At 69.8% G+C, this 12,998-nt stretch carries 12 protein-coding genes and 1 other RNA gene; 9 read left to right on the top strand and 4 right to left on the bottom strand.

Features of this window, described 5'->3' with window-relative positions; translation table 11 throughout:
* Both FO470_RS16500 and FO470_RS16505 read left to right on the top strand, forming a co-directional pair.
* On the top strand, nucleotides 1-81 hold an 81-nt coding region (locus tag FO470_RS16500; RefSeq protein WP_144342786.1), incomplete at its 5' end, for an NAD(P)(+) transhydrogenase (Re/Si-specific) subunit beta.
* Nucleotides 82-315: 234 nt separating this feature from the next.
* On the top strand, nucleotides 316-1,470 hold the full coding sequence (locus FO470_RS16505; RefSeq protein ID WP_246659622.1) for an extensin-like domain-containing protein: 1,155 nt from the start codon (nucleotides 316-318) through the stop codon (nucleotides 1,468-1,470).
* An 18-nt stretch (nucleotides 1,471-1,488) separates the two neighbouring features.
* On the opposite strand, the gene dapB is transcribed toward FO470_RS16505, so the two are convergent.
* From dapB to FO470_RS16525, 4 genes are all read right to left on the bottom strand, one after another.
* The gene (dapB, locus tag FO470_RS16510) at nucleotides 1,489-2,298 is read right to left on the bottom strand and encodes a 4-hydroxy-tetrahydrodipicolinate reductase (RefSeq protein WP_144344090.1); all 810 of its coding nucleotides are present in this window, start codon (nucleotides 2,296-2,298) and stop codon (nucleotides 1,489-1,491) included.
* A gap of 129 nt (nucleotides 2,299-2,427) precedes the next feature.
* Nucleotides 2,428-2,808, bottom strand: an RNA gene (rnpB, locus tag FO470_RS16515) — RNase P RNA component class A.
* Nucleotides 2,809-2,935: 127 nt separating this feature from the next.
* Entirely contained in the window at nucleotides 2,936-3,433 is a 498-nt protein-coding gene (locus tag FO470_RS16520) for a lytic transglycosylase domain-containing protein (protein WP_144344091.1), read from the bottom strand.
* Nucleotides 3,434-3,673: 240 nt separating this feature from the next.
* Nucleotides 3,674-4,501 carry an N-acetylmuramoyl-L-alanine amidase gene (locus FO470_RS16525; RefSeq protein WP_144344092.1) on the bottom strand — a complete coding sequence of 276 codons (828 nt, stop codon included), beginning with the start codon at nucleotides 4,499-4,501 and terminating at the stop codon, nucleotides 3,674-3,676.
* Between the two features lie 303 nt (nucleotides 4,502-4,804).
* On the opposite strand from FO470_RS16525, the gene FO470_RS16530 reads away from it, so the two are divergent.
* The 7 genes from FO470_RS16530 (at nucleotide 4,805) to mraY (ending at nucleotide 12,992) form a co-directional block, all read left to right on the top strand.
* Entirely contained in the window at nucleotides 4,805-5,284 is a 480-nt protein-coding gene (locus FO470_RS16530; protein WP_144344093.1) for a division/cell wall cluster transcriptional repressor MraZ, read from the top strand.
* Nucleotides 5,281-6,318: a 16S rRNA (cytosine(1402)-N(4))-methyltransferase RsmH gene (gene rsmH, locus FO470_RS16535; RefSeq protein ID WP_186292000.1), complete on the top strand. Its 1,038-nt coding sequence runs from the start codon at nucleotides 5,281-5,283 to the stop codon at nucleotides 6,316-6,318. The genes FO470_RS16530 and rsmH overlap by 4 nt, the downstream gene beginning before the upstream one ends.
* Nucleotides 6,319-6,327: 9 nt before the next feature.
* Nucleotides 6,328-6,918 (top strand): cell division protein FtsL, encoded by a 591-nt coding sequence (gene ftsL / locus FO470_RS16540; protein ID WP_144344094.1) that lies wholly within the window; start codon nucleotides 6,328-6,330, stop codon nucleotides 6,916-6,918.
* 16 nt (nucleotides 6,919-6,934) lie between these two features.
* Nucleotides 6,935-8,740, top strand: a complete 1,806-nt coding sequence (locus tag FO470_RS16545) for a peptidoglycan D,D-transpeptidase FtsI family protein (RefSeq protein WP_144344095.1) — start codon at nucleotides 6,935-6,937, stop codon at nucleotides 8,738-8,740.
* Nucleotides 8,741-8,863: 123 nt separating this feature from the next.
* Nucleotides 8,864-10,363, top strand: a complete 1,500-nt coding sequence (locus tag FO470_RS16550; RefSeq protein ID WP_186292001.1) for a UDP-N-acetylmuramoyl-L-alanyl-D-glutamate--2,6-diaminopimelate ligase — start codon at nucleotides 8,864-8,866, stop codon at nucleotides 10,361-10,363.
* 5 nt (nucleotides 10,364-10,368) lie between these two features.
* On the top strand, nucleotides 10,369-11,823 hold the full coding sequence (locus tag FO470_RS16555) for a UDP-N-acetylmuramoylalanyl-D-glutamyl-2,6-diaminopimelate--D-alanyl-D-alanine ligase (RefSeq protein ID WP_144344096.1): 1,455 nt from the start codon (nucleotides 10,369-10,371) through the stop codon (nucleotides 11,821-11,823).
* An 83-nt stretch (nucleotides 11,824-11,906) separates the two neighbouring features.
* The gene (mraY, locus tag FO470_RS16560; RefSeq protein ID WP_144344097.1) at nucleotides 11,907-12,992 is read left to right on the top strand and encodes a phospho-N-acetylmuramoyl-pentapeptide-transferase; all 1,086 of its coding nucleotides are present in this window, start codon (nucleotides 11,907-11,909) and stop codon (nucleotides 12,990-12,992) included.
* Nucleotides 12,993-12,998: the final 6 nt, after the last annotated feature.

The raw sequence follows: 12,998 nt of genomic DNA on the forward strand, positions 1-12,998 counted from the left end.
GAGCTCTTCTTCCGCGACAACACCATGATGCTCTTCGCCGACGCCAAAAAAATGGTCGAGGATATCGTCAAGAATCTGTAATCAGGTTCGAAATTCGAAATAAGCGGCCGGAGGTCTTTTCCGGCCGTTTTCTTTTTCTGCGACATTCGAGGCGACTGCTTAACCCGCTGTCAACCAAACCCCGCCTAGCTTGCCGCCATGACGCGCGGCGTATCCTGGTTTCTCGTAGCCCCGCTCGTCCTTCTGGGGCTTTCCGGTTGCAAGTTCGGGCTCGAGCAGCGCGAACGATGGCGCACGGATGCCGAGGAACGGTGCGTGGCGGGGGGCCTCGTTAAGCCCTCCGCCTACACCATCCCCATCAAGGAGATCGACGGCGCGGGAACCTGCGGCATGGACCGCCCGTTCCGCGTGCTCGCCTTCAACGAAGGCGCCGTCGAGGTCTCGCCCAAGGCGACGCTCGCCTGCCCGATCACCGCTTCCGTCGACCGCTGGCTGCGCGACGACATCCAGCCCGCCGCCATGGCCTGGTTCGGCCAGCCGGTGGCGAAGATGAAGCAGATGTCCGCCTATTCCTGCCGCAACATGAATGGCGGGCCGCGCGGCAAGATTTCCGAGCACGCCTTCGGCAATGCCTTCGACATCGGCGGCTTCGTGCTCGCCGACGGGCGCGAGGTCACGGTCAAGAAGGGCTGGAAGGGCCGGCCGGACGAGCAGGGCTTCCTGCGCACGGTGCAGGCCACCGGTTGCCAGCGCTTTTCCACCGTGCTGGGACCGGGCTCCAACATCTATCACTACGACCACATCCATGTGGACCTGATGCGGCGCGCCTCCGACCGTTCCGCCTGCAATCCCCGGGTCACGCCCCCGCCGCCGCCGAACCTGCCCGTCTACAAGGCGCCTGCCTATAAAGCCCCGCTTTTTGGCGCTCCCTGGGGAGAGTCGTCCGCCGCGCCGGCGGAAGAGCCCGTGGGCGTCCCGGCCGGCGAGGAAGGATTGGCGCCGGAGGATGGCTACGGCTCCGCGCCGCCGCCGTCCGCGCCGCAACCCGCCGCCCGACCGGCTCCGGCCCACATGCCGGCGGCCGGCGAGCCGATGGTGCTGTCGCCGCCACCATCCGACCCTTATGCGAGCAGCTACCCCGCCGCCGATCCCTATCCGGCACAGGCGACCCCGGCCGCGCCTTCGCAAAACTATCCGGGCCAGACTTATCCGGCGCAGGGTTATCCCGCTCAAGCCTATCCCGCGCCGTCGGCCTATCCCTCGCCCGCGCCCTATCCGGCGGCGTCGGATTACCCGTCGGCCTATCCGGCGGCGCCCGCCGCGGTGCCTCCCGCGGCCGCGCCGAGCCGTCGCGCCCCGCCCGGCGTGCCGCTGCCGCCGGCGAGCATTCCGCTGGCCAAATGGCTGGGGCTCGATCCCACCCCGACCGGCTCCACCGGCAAGGCCCGCTCCTACACCGACGGCCGGTGAGCCGCAGGGCGTTCGCCGTCAGTCCAGCAGCGTGTCGAGCCCGCGCCTCACACCGATCCAGCCCTTAACCTTGCGGGCGGCCAGCAGCGTGCCCGCCACATAGGGCGCGGCCGAGGCGCCGGCGTCGTGGCGGATGGTGAGGCGTTCGTCCGGCGCGGCGAAGATCGTTTCCACGCCGAGAACGAAGGAGGGCAGGCGCAGCGCGTGCACTCGCACCTCGCGCGCCCCTTCCCCGAAGGCGCCGCCGCGCGTCGCCGGCACGCCGACGACATCCGCAACCGGCCGGCTGGTCGCCGGCTGGCGCACCTCGGCCAGTGCCTCCGCCAGCTCGCGCCCGGTACCGGAGGGCGCATCCGGCTTCCCGGCCGAGGCGTAGTCGATGATCTCGACATCGGCGACGTACTTCGCCGCTTCCAGCGTGAAGCGCTTCAGCAGCGTGGCGGTGATGGAGAAATTGCCGGCGGCGAGCAGGCCGGCCTCGTGCTGGCGCGCCACGGCGTCGAGCTCGGCATAGTCGGCGGCCCCGAGGCCGGAGGTGCCGATGACGACGCCGAGGCCGGCCTTCAGGGCGGCGAGCGCGTTGGCCTTCACCACGCCGGGCTTGGTGTAGTCGATCAGCACATCGGCGGGGACGGCGAGCGCCTCCTCGACGCTGGCGAAGACCGGCACGCCGGACGGGGCGCCGCCGAGCGCGATGCCCAGATCCTTGCCGGCATGGCTGCGGGCGACGCCGGCGACGAGCTCGAGATCGGGCGCCGCGGCGAGCGCCGGCGCGAGGGCGCGGCCGACCCATCCGGTGGCGCCGGCGAGGATGATGCGGATCGACATGGCGGGCTCCTTCGGCTGGCGGGGAGCGAAGGAGTAGCAAAGCGGCCGTGTCGGCGCCATGCCGGCATCGTACCGGCCCGGGGCGGGCAGGCCGTGGAAACATGTCCGCGCGGCGACGGCAGGAAGAAGAGTGCCAGCCGGCCTGTAAGCCGGGTTCTGTAAGGCGGGATTGCTCCCGCGTGACGGCCATTCCTCTGGGACGCCAGTTGCCTGGCGCCTCGAGCAGTCAACCCGGGCGGCTGTCCGAAGACGGGACCTGAAGCGAAGCTTCGTGCCACCCCTATACGACTTTGCTCCCGGTGGGGTTTGCCGTGCCGCTTCCGTTGCCGGACGCGCGGTGCGCTCTTACCGCACCGTTTCACCCTTACCGCGGGCGAACCCGCGGCGGTCTGATTTCTGTGGCACTTTCCCTGGGGTCGCCCCCGCCGGACGTTATCCGGCACCGTGTCTCCGTGGAGCCCGGACTTTCCTCGGCATCCCTGGGGATGACGCGGCCGTCCGGCCGGCTGGCAGGTTCAGCACATGAGGGAGAGCGGCTCCGGCGTCAAGTCCGAAGATGCCGGCCGGGGAGGGAGCGCACGGGCGGGGGCGACGCGAAACCAGTGAGCCCCCGCCGCGCGCAAGACGATGACCAGCGTCAGTTGGAGGCCATGATGGTGCGGGCCTTGCTGCAATAGACCCGCGCGGCCGAGGACATGCGCTTGGCGCCGTGGCCGCCCTGATAGCGCATGACGGTGCCGCAGGTGTCGCCGGCGGCGAGGCGATAGGCGCCGGCGAGATAACGCATGCCCCAGCGGATATTGGTGGCCGGCTCGTAAAGCGCGGCGCGGCTGCCGGAATAGCCCATGCCCTTCGCGGTCTGGTGCTTGATCTGCATGAGGCCGACCTCGCCGGCGCGGCCGGTGAGCCTCGTGTTCCAGTTGCTCTCGATACGCACCACCGCGCGGGCAAGGGCCACCGGTACGCCATTGGCGCGGGCCTCACGATCTACAAGGGAGGCAAGGTTGTTCGAGGTGGAAGGAACGTTGACTTCGGATGATTTGGTGAAGATCGACTTGGCACTGGCGATGTTCGTGCCGGAGGCGGCAAAGACGGCGACGACAAGCGAAGCACTGATTACGCGAGAAACATTCATTACGAGCCGATGGCCTTTTCGTCTGACTGCGACGGCCGGGAAAAATCAGCTCGAATCTGTCTCGAATGAGGCCGATACGATTTCAGGATTGTCGCAATCCCTGCATCGGTTGGTGTTTTTCGGTAACCTATACCTCTGGCTGTGGCGCAACCGCAACGTTCATGAACGATACTTGCGCGTGCAAATGCCAATGCGCACGATCCTGTCGTGCGCTGCCGGCATTATGTGCGTGCGCATATTTCAGGCGATATTCGGCGGCTCTGCCGGCTCGGGTTCCGCCGTGCCCGGACGCGAGGCGCACAGGGCATAGAGCGTCGCCAGCGTCGAGACGTCCGCGATACCGTCCACCCGTGCGCGGCGGAAATGACGCTGGAAGGCACGCACCGCCGCCTCCGTTTCCTCGCAATAGGTGCCGGTGACGGGCACGCCATAGCCGTAGAAGGCGAGCATGGCCTGCAGCGCCTCGATGGGCTGGCCATGCTCGCCGCGCATGAAGTAGCGCCCGTCGCTCGGCGGGGCCTCCTCCACCAGATGGCCGACGCCGAAGCGGTGCAGCACCTCCCAGGGGAATTTCTCGCCGGGGTCTTCCTTGCGCATCGGCGCGACGTCCGAATGGGCGAGCACCCGGTCGGGCGGGATGGGATGGCGTGTCAGGATGTCCTTGCACAGCGCCGTCACCGCCTCGATCTGGATCGCCGGAAAGGGCGGATAGCCGAAGTCGTGGCCGGGATTGGCGATCTCGATGCCGATGGAATGCGAATTGATGTCGGTGGCGCTGGCCCAGTGCGCGGCGCCGGCATGCCAGGCCCGGCGCGCCTCGGGCACGAGCTGGGCGATGCGTCCGTCCTCGAATACGACATAGTGCGCGGAGACCTGCCGCTCCGGCGAGCGCAGCCACTCTACCGCCTGGTCGGTCGATTCCATGCCGGTGTAGTGCAGCAGCAGCATGTCCGGGCCGGCCACGCCGAGGCGCTCGCCATGGTTCGGCGAGGGCAGCACCTGCGCCACCAGAGGCGAGTCCGGCGCGAAGGGCGGGGCGGGCGGATTGTCGGTCGGCGGCTCTGTCATGGCTCGCAGCTACGCCCGGCCGGTGCCGGATTCAACCGATTCTTAAGGTTCATGGGGCGTTAATGGCCAATCGCCGGCCGTGGCGGAATCACCGTGTCGCAACCGGCGGCGCGGTGTTGAAGTCGCAGTCGTTCCATTGACGCCCAATGTATCCCATGCTATCCCAAGTCATCCCGTTGCAGTACCGAGTCAGCGAAGCCGATGGCGCGTTTGCCGCGTCCGTCGACGGGCTGTGCTTGGTCTCCGGAAAGCCTGTAGCGGGGCGTGCAACGGGGCGTGTTTGCGTAGGGGCGTGCCGGGCCGATGGAACGTTTCGTATCGACCTATGCGATGCGGCTCGATTCCAAGGGCCGGATGTCGATCCCGGCGCCGTATCGCGGGCTTCTCGCGCGGGACGGGCTGGAGCATCTCTACTGCCATCCGGCGCTCGACCTGCCGGCGCTTCAGGCGGGCGGGACGCGGCTGATGGCGGGGATCGACGCCTTGATCGAGCGCTATCCGCCCTATTCGGAGGCGCGCGAGGAACTGGCCGGCGCACTCTACGGGGCGATCGAGATGCTGAAACTCGATCCGGAGGGCCGCGTCGTGCTGAGCGAGGGTTTGAAGACGCACGCGCATATCAGGGACGAGGCGGTTTTGGTCGGCCTCGGCGACAGTTTTCGGATCTGGGAGCCACAACGCTTCCGGGCGCATCTCGCGGAGGCCACGGCGAAGGTGCGTGCGCTGAAGCAGCAGATCGGCTCTCAGGGGGCGACGCGGGAATCCCGCGCCGATGGGGCATGATGGCGGGTCGCGGCGGTTCGGAGACGGACGCTGCCGGCGGACCGGCCCGCCATCTGCCTGTCCTGCTCGACGAAGTTCTCGAACATCTCGCCCCGCGCGACGGCGGCGTCTATGTGGACGGCACCTTCGGCGCCGGCGGCTACACGCGCGCCATTCTCGGCGCAGCGGCCTGCCGGGTGATCGCCATCGATCGCGACCCGAACGCCATTCGCGACGGGCAGGCGCTGGTCGAGGAAAGCGGCGGGCGCCTCTCTCTTGTTCATGAGCGTTTCAGCGAACTCGCCGAGGTGGCCACGGCCGTCGGCGAGCCGCTGGTGGATGGCGTGGTGCTCGACATCGGCGTGTCCTCCATGCAGATCGACGAGGGTGAGCGCGGCTTCTCCTTCCGCCGCGACGGGCCGCTCGACATGCGCATGTCGAGCGAGGGGCCCTCGGCCGCCGATCTGGTGGCGAAGCTCTCCGAGACCGATCTCGCCAACGTCATCTACCGTTTCGGCGAGGAGCGCCGTTCGCGGGCGGTCGCGCGGGCCATCGTTGAGGCGCGCGGCCGGGAGCCCATCGAGCGCACGCTGCAGCTCGCCGACATCGTGGCCAAGGTGGTGCGCGCCAAGCCGCACGAGCCGCATCCCGCCACCCGCACCTTCCAGGCGCTGCGCATCGCGGTGAACGACGAGCTGGGCGAACTCGCCCGGGCGCTCGAGGGCGCCGAGCGCATCCTGCGGCCGGGCGGGCGGCTGGTGGTCGTCACCTTCCATTCGCTGGAAGACCGCATCGTGAAGAATTTCCTCGCCAACCGGGCGAAGGTCGCGACCGGCTCGCGCCATATGCCGGCGGTGCAGGGCGCGGCGCCCAGCTTCACGCTGGTGGCGCGTGGCGCGGTGGAGCCGGGCGAGGGGGAACTCGCCCGCAACCCGCGCGCCCGCTCCGCCAAGCTTCGTGCCGCCGAACGCACCGGCGCTCCCGCCCATGCGTCCGGCGACCTGTCGTCATTGCTGCCGCCGCTCCCGGTTCTGGACACCCATCGCCGTCGCTGAGGTCGAGACATGTTCCGCGTACTCAATGCCGTCTCGGTCATCGCGCTTCTCGCTGCGGCGGGCGCCGTCTACCACGTCAAATATTCCTCGGCTTTCGAGGCGCAGGAGATCGCGCAGCTTCGTACCGAGATCCGCGCCGAGCGCGACCGCATCGCGCTGCTGCACGCCGAGTGGGCGCGCCGGACCGCGCCGGACCGCATCCAGGCCCTCGCCAAGAAGCATCTCGACATGCAGCCGCTCGACGTCGAACACATGGATCGGCTCGCCAGCCTGCCGTCCAAGCCCGCGCCCAACGGCGACGCGCTCGGCGGCATGATCGAGGCGCTGGTCGACGGGCCCTCGCCGGAGCCGGTGCCCTCGGCCGCGAAGCCGGCTGCCAAGCCGTCGAAGCCGTCCGCGCCGGTGGCCCGCCTTCCGGACGACGCGCCGCTGCCGGAAGGGCCGTTCTCGGAGGATACCCTGCCGCTCTCCGCCATGCCGCCGGCCGGCAGCATGGCGCCCCAGCGTCCCAGCCTCGTGGGCCCGCAGGGGGTCATCGGTGCGCCGCTCAATCCCGCGGCGGAAAGTCCGTTGCTGCCGCCTGCGGCGGTCGGCCAGTAGTCCCGGAGTCGCCGCCATGTCCGCGTTGCTCGCGTCCCTCTCGTCCCGCCTGAAGACCATGCTCGCCGCGCTGCCGGCCCGGCTCGCGCGCCTGCCGCTGACGCTCCTGCGCGCGTTCATCGGCGTGGTGCGCGCCGCCTTCGGGCGGGAGCGGCCGGAAGCCCATGCGGTGGCGCGGGCGCGCCTTCTCTTGTGTATGCTGGTGTTCGCCGGGGTCTATCTCGCCATCGGCGGGCGGCTCGCCATGTTCGCCTCCGCGCCCGAGGGAACGCTGGCGCGGCGCGGCGCCGGTTCCGACGCGGTGGCTTCCGCCCGCCCGGACGTGCTCGACCGCAACGGGCTGGTGCTCGCCACCGATGTGAAATCGTCCTCGCTGTTCGGCGAGCCCAAGCGGCTGATCGACGTCGACGAGGCGGTGGAGGCGCTGACCGCGGTCCTTCCCGACCTGAACGCCGACGAACTGCGCCAGCGGCTTTCCACCAATCGCGGCTTCGCCTGGCTGAAGCGCGACATCACCCCCCAGCAGCAGCGCGAGATCTACAATCTCGGCCTGCCGGGTATCGGCTTCATGACCGAGAACCGCCGCATCTATCCCGGCGGCACGCTGGGCGCCCATGTGATGGGCTCGACCAACATCGATAACCAGGGCATCGCCGGCATCGAGAAGTGGGTGGATTCGCGCGGCCTCGCCGAGCTGCACCTCGCTGGCTTCGCCTCGGACCGCCAGCAGGAGCCGGTGGAGCTGGCGATGGACCTGCGCGTGCAGCACGTGCTGCGCGATGAGCTCAACGCCGCCAAGGAGAAGTTCAAGGCCATCGCCGCCGCCGGCACGGTGGTGGATGTGCGCACCGGCGAGATCGTCGCCATGGTGTCGCTGCCCGACTTCGACGCCAACGATCCGGCGCGCTCGCTGGACCCGAAGAACCTCAACCGCCTCACCACCGGCGTGTTCGAGATGGGCTCGACCTTCAAGGCGCTGACCTTCGCCATGGCGCTGGACAGCGGCCGCTTCAACATCAACTCGACGCTGGACGCGCGCGGCGCGCTGCATTTCGGCCGCTTCAAGATCAGCGACTACCACGCCGAGAACCGCGTACTGACACTGCCCGAGGTCTTCCTCTACTCCTCGAACATCGGCACGGCGAAGATGGCGCTGGCGCTCGGCGTCGACGCCCACAAGGCGTTCCTCGCCAAGGCCGGCCAGCTGGAGCGGCTGCGCACCGAGCTGCCCGAGAGCGCGATGCCCATCGTGCCCAAGCGCTGGGGCGAGCTGAACACCGCGACCATCGCCTTCGGCCACGGCCTCGCCGTCGCGCCGCTGCAGGCGGTGATGGCGGTGAACGCGCTGGTGAACGGCGGCTATCTCATCCCGCCGACCTTCCTCAAGCGCACGCCGGAAGAGGCGCGGGCGCTGGCCAAGCCGATCATCAAGCCGGAGACCAGCGCCAAGATGCGCTATCTCCTGCGCCTCAATGCCGAGAAGGGCTCGGCCAAGAAGGCCAACGCCCCCGGCTTCTATGCCGGCGGCAAGACCGGCACCGCCGAGAAGGTGATCAACGGGCGCTACTCGAAGACCAAGCTGCTCACCACCTTCACGGGCGTCTTTCCGATGGACAACCCCCAATACCTCGTGCTGGTGATGCTCGACGAGCCGCAGGCGGCCGAGGGCACCTACGGTTTCGCCACCTCCGGCTGGAACGCCGCGCCGACGACGGGCAAGATCATCTCCCGTATCGGCCCCATGCTCGGCATCATGCCGCGCACCGACGTCCCGCCAGCGGAGAGCCTGCTCGCCAACACCACGCTGGCGCGGGCCCAGTAACGCGCGCAGGCCGATTTCCGGTGCGTCACCGCCCTGGAATCGGCTATGCGGAACATGCAGCCGGAGGTGGCCGCCCTTACGGCCGGTCCGGCAGGAGGCGTCGAAGGACGCGGGATGACGGGCATGCCTGATCCGATACGACCCACCGCCGACTGTCCGCAGAACCTCACTCTGGGCGACCTGATCGGCGATGACGCGGACTATGCCGGCGCCGACCGTGCGCTTGCCGTCGCCGGTCCGGTGCTCGACAGCCGCAAGGCGCGGGCGGGCGACGTGTTCTTCGCCCTGGCCGGGGCGAAGGCCGACGGCATGGCGTTCGCGCGGGACGCCATCGCGCGCGGCGCCGTCGCGGTGGTGGCGGAGACGGAGCGCCCCGCCTCCCTCGATCCAGCCATCGCCTATGTACGCGTCGGCAATGCCCGCCGCGCCGTCGCGCTTGCCGCCGCGCGCGCCTTCCCGCGCCAGCCCGAGACCATCGCGGCGGTTACCGGCACGTCCGGCAAGACCTCGGTCGCGACCTTCACCCGCCAGATCTGGCAGAAGCTCGGCCATGCCAGCGCGAGCCTCGGCACGCTCGGCGTGGTCGCGCCTTCCGGCGCCGTCTACGGGTCGCTCACCACGCCCGATCCGATCGAGCTGCACCGCACGCTGCACACGCTCGCCGGCGAGGGCGTGACGCATCTGTGCCTGGAGGCGTCCTCGCACGGGCTCGACCAGCACCGGCTCGACGGCGTGCGGCTGAAGGCCGGGGCCTTCACCAATCTCTCGCGCGATCATCTCGACTATCATCCCACCATGGAAGCCTATCTCGACGCCAAGATGCGGCTGTTTCGGGATCTCGTGCCGCGCGGCGGCGGCGCGGCGGTGTGGGTCGACACGGCGGAGGGCAGCCACGTCGCGCAGGTCGCCGCCGACCATGAACTGAACGTGCTCGGCATCGGCGTCGCCGGCGCCGGCATCTCGCTGCTGTCGCGGCAGGACGAGGGACTCGGTCAGCGCCTCGAGATCGAGGCGGACGGCACGCGCCTGTCGCTGAAGCTGCCGCTCGTCGGGGCCTTTCAGGCCTGCAACGCGCTGGTCGCGGCGGGCCTCGCCATGCTCACCGGCGCCGGTGCCCGCGAGGCGCTCGCGACCCTGGAGACGCTGGAGGGCGTACCCGGCCGGCTGGAGCTGGTCGGCGTGAAGCCGGGATCTCGGGACGGTGCCGGCGTCTTCGTCGACTATGCCCATAAGCCGGACGCGCTCGCCAACGCGCTCGACGCGCTGCGGCCCTATGCGACGGGCCGGCTGATCGCGGTCTTTGGCTGCGGCGGCGACCGCGATCGCGGCAAGCGGCCGCTGATGGGCGCCATCGCCGCCGAGAAGGCGGACGTGGTCATCGTGACCGACGACAATCCGCGCAGCGAGGACCCTGCGGCGATCCGCGCCTCGATCCTCGCCGCCGCCCCCGAGGCGCGGGAAATCGGCGATCGTGCCGAGGCGATCAGTGCTGCCATCGCCATGGCGCGGAGCGGGGATGTCGTGCTGATTGCCGGCAAGGGTCACGAAACCGGCCAAATCATCGGCGACCGGACGCTGCCTTTCTCGGACCGCGACGTCGCGGTCGAATTTCTCGGGGGATGATCGCCATGGTCGGCGCTACGGCCGCTGCCTCCTCGCCGCTCTGGACGCCCGCCGACCTCGCCGGGGCGACCGGCGGCACGCTGTCGGGCGCGGCGAGGGCGATCGGCGGCGTGTCCATCGACACCCGCACGCTGCAGCCGGGCGACGTGTTCTTTGCTATTCGCGGCGAGAACAGCGACGGCCATGCCTATGTCCGCACGGCGGCCGATCGCGGCGCGGCATTGTGCGTGGTGGAGCGCGCCCGGGCGACCGAAATGCCGGAGGGCGTCGCGCTGCTCGCCGTCGACGACGTGCTGCTGGCGCTGGAGGCCGCCGGCCGCGCGGCGCGGGCGCGGACGGCGGCGCAGATCGTCGGCGTCACCGGCTCGGTCGGGAAGACCACCACCAAGGAAGCGCTGCTGCTGGCGCTGGGCGCCGACGGGCCCACCCATGCCTCGGCGGCGTCCTACAACAACCATTGGGGCGTGCCGCTCTCGCTCGCCCGCATGCCGGCGTCGAGCGCCTATGGCGTGTTCGAACTCGGCATGAACCATCCCGGCGAGATCACGCCGCTGGTCGCGATGGTGCGTCCGCACGTGGCGGTCGTCACCACCGTCGAGCCGGTGCACATCGCCCAGTTCGACAGCGTCGAGGCGATCGCCGACGCCAAGGCGGAAATCTTCACCGGCGTCGAGCCGGGCGGCGCGGCGGTGCTCAACCGCGACAACCCGCATTTCGAGCGCCTCGCGGCGGCGGCGCGGGCGGCCGGCATCGCCAACATCGTCGGCTTCGGCGAGGCGGCGGAGGCGCAGGCGCGCCTCGTCTGCGTGAAGCTTCAGGCGCAGAGCTCGACCGCCATGGCCGACATCATGGGCGAGACGGTCAGCTTCAAGATCGGCCTGCCCGGCCGGCATATCGTGCAGAACGCGCTCGCCGTGCTCGCCGCCGCCAAGCTTGCCGGCGCCGATCTCGCGCTGGCGGCGCTCGCCCTGTCCTCGCTCGGTCCGCCGCCCGGACGCGGCGTGCGCACGCCGCTCGCCGTGAAGGGCGGGCTCGCGACGCTGATCGACGAAACCTACAACGCCAATCCCGCCTCCATGCGCGCCGCGCTCGCCGTGCTCGGCACCACGCCGGTGGCCGGGCGCGGGCGGCGGCTCGCCGTGCTCGGCGACATGCTGGAGCTCGGGGCGGCCGGCGAGGCGATGCACCGCGACCTCGCTCCCGCTGCCGACGCGGCCGATCTCGTCTTCTGCGCCGGGCCGCTCATGCGCGCGCTCTGGGAGGTGCTGCCGGAGAACCGCCGCGGCGCCTGGGCGCCGGATGCGCAGGCGCTGCTGCCGCTGGTTGCCGAGCGCCTGCGCGGTGGCGACGTGCTGATGGTCAAGGGTTCGAACGGCAGCCGCATGGGCCCGCTCGCGCGCGGCCTTGCCGAACGCTTCCCCGCCGGCGCGCTCGCCGAGCCGGCCGAAAGCCCGGAATGAGCGACGCTTCCCGCCATAATCCCGATCCGAGCACGCGGCGCGCCGCGCGCGTGCCGCTGTGCCTACCGGAAGGTTGATCCCCCATGCTGCAATGGCTTGCCGAACTCCAGGGAAGCGTCCCGGCGGTTAACGTGTTCCGCTACATCACCTTCCGCACCGGCGGGGCGATCATCACCGCCCTTCTCTTCGTCTTCATGTTCGGGCCGGCCATCATCGCCCTGCTGCGGCTGAAGCAGGGCAAGGGGCAGCCGATCCGCACCGACGGGCCGCAGTCGCACCTGCTGACCAAGAAGGGCACGCCCACCATGGGCGGGCTGATGATCTTCTCCGGCCTGATGGTCGCCACGCTGCTGTGGGGCAACCTCTCCAACCCCTATGTCTGGGTGGTGCTGTTCGTGACCATCGGCTTCGGGCTGATCGGCTTCTACGACGACTATCTGAAGGTCACGAAGCAGACCCATAACGGCCTTTCCGGCAAGGCACGCCTCGCCATCGAGGCGCTGATCGCCGGCACCGCCGCCGTGGTCATCATGCATGTCGGGCGCGAGCCGCTGTCCTCCTCGCTGGCCTTCCCGTTCTTCAAGGACCTGCTGATCGACCTCTCCTGGTTCTTCGTGATCTTCGGCGCCTTCGTCATCGTCGCCGCCGGCAATGCGGTGAACCTGACGGACGGGCTCGACGGCCTCGCCATCGTGCCGGTCATGGTGGCGGCGGCGAGCTTCGGGCTGATCTCCTACCTGTCCGGCAACGTGCTGTTCGCGGATTATCTGCAGATCCACTACGTCGCCGGCGTCGGCGAGCTGGCTGTGATCTGCGGGGCGCTCATCGGGGCGGGCATCGGCTTCCTGTGGTTCAACGCCCCGCCGGCGCAGATCTTCATGGGCGACACCGGCTCGCTGGCGCTCGGCGGCCTGCTCGGCACCATCGCGGTCGCCACCAAGCACGAGATCGTGCTGGCGGTGATCGGCGGGCTGTTCGTGCTGGAGGCGGTGTCGGTGATCGTGCAGGTGGCCTCGTTCAAGCTCACCGGCAAGCGCGTCTTCAAGATGGCGCCGATCCACCACCATTTCGAGCAGAAGGGCTGGACCGAGCCGCAGATCGTCATCCGCTTCTGGATCATCGCCGTGGTGCTGGCGCTGATCGGGCTGTCGACGCTGAAGCTGCGGTGAGGGCGC

The organism is Ancylobacter moscoviensis (assembly GCF_007559435.1).
GTDB lineage: Bacteria > Pseudomonadota > Alphaproteobacteria > Rhizobiales > Xanthobacteraceae > Ancylobacter > Ancylobacter moscoviensis.

Excerpts from the sequence above, each read along its gene's own strand:
- dapB (WP_144344090.1), bottom strand. The coding sequence starts at position 2,298 with ATGTCGATCCGCATCATCCTCGCCGGCGCCACCGGATGGGTCGGCCGC.
- FO470_RS16520 (WP_144344091.1), bottom strand. The coding sequence starts at position 3,433 with ATGAATGTTTCTCGCGTAATCAGTGCTTCGCTTGTCGTCGCCGTCTTT.
- FO470_RS16525 (WP_144344092.1), bottom strand. The coding sequence starts at position 4,501 with ATGACAGAGCCGCCGACCGACAATCCGCCCGCCCCGCCCTTCGCGCCG.
- FO470_RS16530 (WP_144344093.1), top strand. The coding sequence starts at position 4,805 with ATGGAACGTTTCGTATCGACCTATGCGATGCGGCTCGATTCCAAGGGC.
- rsmH (WP_186292000.1), top strand. The coding sequence starts at position 5,281 with ATGATGGCGGGTCGCGGCGGTTCGGAGACGGACGCTGCCGGCGGACCG.
- ftsL (WP_144344094.1), top strand. The coding sequence starts at position 6,328 with ATGTTCCGCGTACTCAATGCCGTCTCGGTCATCGCGCTTCTCGCTGCG.
- FO470_RS16545 (WP_144344095.1), top strand. The coding sequence starts at position 6,935 with ATGTCCGCGTTGCTCGCGTCCCTCTCGTCCCGCCTGAAGACCATGCTC.
- FO470_RS16550 (WP_186292001.1), top strand. The coding sequence starts at position 8,864 with ATGCCTGATCCGATACGACCCACCGCCGACTGTCCGCAGAACCTCACT.
- FO470_RS16555 (WP_144344096.1), top strand. The coding sequence starts at position 10,369 with ATGGTCGGCGCTACGGCCGCTGCCTCCTCGCCGCTCTGGACGCCCGCC.
- mraY (WP_144344097.1), top strand. The coding sequence starts at position 11,907 with ATGCTGCAATGGCTTGCCGAACTCCAGGGAAGCGTCCCGGCGGTTAAC.